Below are 4,981 nucleotides of genomic sequence, written 5' to 3' on the forward strand. Positions count from 1 at the left end.
CTCGTTGATCTTCAAGGCCATCGCTCGTTCCCTCCATTGGCGGGAACAGGGAATCACGCTCACCCAAAACAAGACAATCACAACCGAGTCAGATCAAGCGCGGACCGGTATCATTTGCCCGCTGAAGCCAGACTCCCGGTCCCGACGACTGAATACCGCCCCGCAAACTTTGCCGGTCAGCGACCATTCTCGAAGCATAAACTAAATCGCGGTATCATCGACGCCCCCGGAATTGGGCTTCGGAGACGGAAGATGACTGCGGACGAGCTTCACAGAGCGCTGAGAGTGAGAACAGGAACGAATGCAGTGGCTTGGGGGTGGTGCACTTCGCGCTGGAATCACCGGCGGGTGTAACGAGATCGTCTCGGCAAAGGAAAGCCTCCGGTTCTGAGTGAACCGGAGGCTAGGGGATGTTCTCGGTCTGATCTATCTGGATGGCGCCCAGGCGATTGATTCCGCGATGATCTTCGCAGCCCGTTCCCGACTCGCATCGCTGTCCTGATGCGGAGGTATGCTGCCGGTTTCCAGCGTGCTGTCGAGAGCCATGTGTAGACTTGCAAGCTGGATCGAGAGATCGGCCGCGAGGTCGCGGAGCTGGTCAGCACTGAGTTCGTCGAGGAGAACGCGGGGGTGAACGTATTCGCTATCCGTCATTTCAAGCCCTTTCTGTCAGCGATCAGGCGTTCTTCGCGGACGATCTCCCTCCACGCCGGTCGAGTCCGACCATTCCGCCAGCGCCGATATCTAACCAGAAGTTAGCATCCGGACGGAACAAGGCGAGGGTCCATGACAGCCCGCGCTCGAAAACCCCTGGTTCAGCGACGCCCTGAATGCCTTTCGGCGTCACCATTGTCTGCGTCCGCGCAACGTCGTTGTGGACGGTGACCTTGATGTCGAACCAGCCGCGCTTGATGTATCCGTTCTTCGCCCGGGGGCGCCCGCTTCGAAGTCCGGAAGAGAACCCGTCGATCGACAAGCGACTGGAGCAGTGTGATGGGGCCGACGATCAGTACGCGGCCGATATCGTCAGGGCCGTCAGGCCACTCGCCTCGGAACAGGCGTCGCGGGGTGGTGTAGACCCCCTGCGCAAAATGGTGCAGGGCCAACGTCGGCTCCGCATCGATGAGGCTTTAGATCGCTCACAGGATGGAACGGTCCTCCCTGTCGAAGAAATCGGCCACGTCGCGAGATTTCGCGAAAACTGCGCCGTCGCGGGAGAAAACTGCGGGTTTCCGGGCTGCAATGCCCATAGCCGCTGGAAACTCTGCTGAACATTGGCAACGCTTCGGCCACACGCCCGCTGCCCGGAGCCGTCGTCGATATGGTATCAGTCTTCATGGCGCTGCTCCAGATTGAATTCGACACTGAAAGCCCGAGGCTACCAGTGGAACGACGGTTCCCACGGCAGTTCAGAATTTTTCCCGGAATAAAGAAACCGTGGCAAATCGCGTCTTTATCAACACCGTTTATTCAAGTTTTGTCTGTGCACAATGACGAAGAGGATGTTTCGGAGAATCAGGCAGATGGCAAGAGAAATTTCGCGTCGACGATTATTCGCCTTGGCGACAGGGGCGGCGGTTATATTTTCTGCCGGACCGGTCTTTGCAGCGCGGCTTCAAACACCGCAAGGCAAGCCAGTCCTTCGGATTGGTGGGAAGATCAGCACACACAACCAGGGTGACGAGGCTGTCTTCGACCTCTCGATGCTCGAAGCGTTGGGAACCAGTAATTTCTCGACTTCAACCCCCTGGACCGACGGCGTATCCGACTGGGAGGGGGTTCGGCTCGACGTCTTGATGAAAGCCGTCGGCGCGTCTGGCGACACACTTCGTGCAACAGCCCTGAACGACTATGTGGCGGACGTGCCGCTAGCTGATATTGGGGAAGAAGGACCAATCCTGGCGATGAAGCGCAATGGCGAGCTGATGCCGATCAGCGACAAGGGTCCGCTGTTCATAGTTTATCCCTTTGACGGCAATCCAAACCTGCAGCAGCAAAACGTCTACATGCGCTGCGCTTGGCATATTGCTCGTCTCGACGTTTTGTAAGGCGCCCCGTGCGAACTTTCCGTCATATTTCTCGACTTGAAGACAAATGGGAGTCGTTGCTCCTTTTGGCAACGGCGATTCTCGGTCTGGCGGCGGCCTACATGTTGTCTGCCAGCTTCAAATACATGAAGGATATCTCACGCTCATCCGAGAACAACATCGTCTATGAAGTGATGACGACATCTCCAGAGCTTGCGCGCCTACAGGCTGAGATCGCCAGTCGTTTCGTTCCGGGGACATCGACGACTGATGATGATGTCGCCCTTCGTTTCGGGATCATTCAGAACAGGATGAAAATTCTCGGCACGGAATCCTCCCGCCGATTGCGTCAGGACAGCGCCGAAGCGACCGAGCTCATCGACCGTATGCAGGTCGCTATTAGAACCGTCGAGCCCACGTTGGAACATCTGAACACCCCGGGGGATGCAATCGCGGCCCTCAAGGTTTTGGAACCCTTAAATACCCACGCGGCCCGTCTCGCCGCACTCACCACGTCGACAGCGGCTACCCGGATCGCCGCAAACGAAGCGAAACTCGCCAAAAACTTCTGGCTGCTGCTGGCCGAAATTCTCGGGCTGCTGGCGTGCGGCATCATCTTGATTGCGCTGCTACGGCGGACCCGGCAGAAGGCGCGACGGCTGGCGCGGCTTGACGTCCTCACGGGTCTGCCTAACCGATTGCGCTTCAAGACGTGTCTTGAAGACGAATTTCCAGAGGCCGCTCACGGCACGCTGGCCATTTTGATGTTGGACCTCGATCTCTTCAAGCACGTCAACGACACACTCGGCCATGCGGCGGGTGACTGTCTCCTGCGATCGGTCTCAGAACGGCTTGCACCGGTGCTGACGGACGCGGTCTTGTTCGCCCGTCTCAGCGGCGATGAATTTGCCGCGATTTATGTGTCTCGGAATGTTGAAACACTGATCCAGCAGGCAGCGCAACGGGTTAAGGAAGCGCTGTCGAGGCCGTTCGAGATATCAGAAACCGCAATCTCGACCTCGGCCAGCATGGGGCTGGCGATCAAAGGACCAGACGATCACGAGCCGGAGGATATTCTGCAGAATGCCGACCTGGCCCTTTACGAGGTAAAAGGCACCCATCGTGGCGGCATTCGCCTGTTCCAGCGCGAATTGAAAGTGGCGTATATTGCTCGGCAGACGCTCACGAAAGATCTTGAACTGGCGCTCGAGAATGACGAATTTGAGCTCCATTTTCAGCCCGTGGTTTCGCTTGAAGACAACCGCACCGTAGCCTTCGAGGCCCTGCTGCGCTGGAACCATTCCAATCGCGGCATGGTCTTTCCAGGGGATTTCATACCGATTGCGGAAGAGTCGGGTCTGATTGTCCAGATAGGACGCTGGGTAATCGATCAAGCGTGCGCGGTGGCCGCGACTTGGCCCGAAGAAATCGACATCGCCGTCAATGTTTCGGCTCGTCAATTTTTTGATCCGCACTTGACCTCTTCGGTCCTTGAAGCGCTGCATTCACATGCGCTGCGTCCGGGGAGGCTCACGTTGGAGCTCACCGAGTCGGCGCTGATCCAGAACGACCACGTGGTCATCGAAATCTTGAATCATCTGCGTACCGTCGGCGTCAAAATTGCGCTTGACGATTTTGGAACCGGGTATGCCTCACTCGGCTACCTCACCCGATTTCCCTTCGATCTGATCAAGATAGATCAGACTTTCGTTAGAAAGACTTTCGACCAGGAGAAGAGTCAGGCCATCGTCGATGCCATTTGCTATCTTTCGGGTAAGCTCGGGTTGAACACGGTTGCCGAAGGCATCGAAACCGAGGCGCAACTTGCAATGGTTCGAACGGCGGGGTGCCATTTCGCGCAGGGATTTCTCTTTGACGGTCCCATTACGGCAACGCAATGCACCACGCGTCTGACGCTCGAACGTCTGCGGACGTTTCAGGGAGACAACAGAGCGACGTTGACGAATCTGATAGAGGCCAATAGCCAAAAACGAGCCGATAGAGGCTGAAGACCTTCCGGATTGAGAAGGAAAGCAGTGCCGAACTCTGCGGTGGAGCGCACGGTCGCGCCATTTCGGCGGGAACTGGTGGCCGCGGCCCGGGCGACGGTGCGCTTCGAGACGCGGCCGGGCGTCCAGTTGCAGATCGACTTCGGCGAGCGTCGGGTGGAGATCGGCGGGGTGGCGACAAAGGTATTCTTCTTCGTGGCCACGCTCGGTTATTACCGCCGGCTACGTCAGGGCTTTCAGGCACGAGAAGCAGGAGAGCTGGTTTGCCGGGATGGAAAGCGCGTTTCTGTCCTTCGGTGGCGGTCCCTGCTTCTCGGTCCGCCGGGTGTCGGCAAGACGCACCTGGCGGTGGAGGACAAAGGGGAGAGCGCCCAGAAGCATGAAGATGGTCGCGGTAACAAGCAGTCGGTTGTCGTCGAAGAATCCCATTGATGCATAACCGTTCCGGTAATCGGTAGATCAGTTTGATGCCGTACATTTATTGTACTTCTTGCCGGGATCGCAGGATCATGTATCGATGCTGCCGAATGTGCCGGAGATCGGCAACGGTGCGGGAGCCGTGGCATTTGCGAGGCGCCAAGCATGAAGGGTGAGAACCTAGCCGCCTTAATGCACGGTGATCGGGTTTCGGCGTTCTGAACCGGTGGATTTGTCCTCCTGGGGTCGCAGTTCGGCATAGCTTCCTCATCGCCGGGGAAGGAAGCCTGCGTGGCGGAGAGACGGGGTTTGCAGGTTGCGGTCGAGGGCTGGCTTCGGGGCGTCGCGGCCCCGTCGATCAGGTGACGAGGCGCGGAATTCGGCCAAGGACGATACGCAGGATGCTCTGGTCGGGGGGGGGATGTCCCGATCGATGTTGAACTTCTGAAGTGGCGGCGTTGCCCGCCTTGAGCCGGTAGGCTCGGGGTGTCGAATCCACTTCGGAGAGCAACGCCATGAAGAAAGATA

The 4,981-nt window shown here is 57.9% G+C and carries 5 protein-coding genes; 4 read left to right on the plus strand and 1 reads right to left on the minus strand.

The features are described from left to right. Positions 1-426 precede the first annotated feature (426 nt). On the minus strand, positions 427-654 hold the full coding sequence (locus tag VQ042_RS24580; protein WP_331822899.1) for a hypothetical protein: 228 nt from the start codon (positions 652-654) through the stop codon (positions 427-429). 176 nt (positions 655-830) lie between these two features. On the opposite strand from VQ042_RS24580, the gene VQ042_RS24585 reads away from it, so the two are divergent. The 4 genes from VQ042_RS24585 to VQ042_RS26230 all read left to right on the plus strand — a co-directional run bounded on the left by VQ042_RS24585 (position 831) and on the right by VQ042_RS26230 (position 4,468). Further along, positions 831-1,271, plus strand: coding sequence for a hypothetical protein (locus VQ042_RS24585; RefSeq protein WP_331822900.1), 441 nt, complete (start codon positions 831-833; stop codon positions 1,269-1,271). Positions 1,272-1,523: 252 nt separating this feature from the next. Then, positions 1,524-2,048, plus strand: a complete 525-nt coding sequence (locus VQ042_RS24590) for a molybdopterin-dependent oxidoreductase (RefSeq protein ID WP_331822901.1) — start codon at positions 1,524-1,526, stop codon at positions 2,046-2,048. Positions 2,049-2,113: 65 nt separating this feature from the next. Then, a complete protein-coding gene (locus VQ042_RS24595) occupies positions 2,114-4,036 on the plus strand; it encodes a putative bifunctional diguanylate cyclase/phosphodiesterase (protein ID WP_331822902.1) in 1,923 nt (640 codons plus the stop codon). Positions 4,037-4,063: 27 nt separating this feature from the next. After that, positions 4,064-4,468, plus strand: coding sequence for a hypothetical protein (locus VQ042_RS26230; RefSeq protein ID WP_442880228.1), 405 nt, complete (start codon positions 4,064-4,066; stop codon positions 4,466-4,468). Positions 4,469-4,981: the final 513 nt, after the last annotated feature.

The sequence above is a fragment of the Aurantimonas sp. A2-1-M11 genome (genome assembly GCF_036549475.1).
In the GTDB taxonomy this organism is placed as follows: domain Bacteria; phylum Pseudomonadota; class Alphaproteobacteria; order Rhizobiales; family Rhizobiaceae; genus Aurantimonas.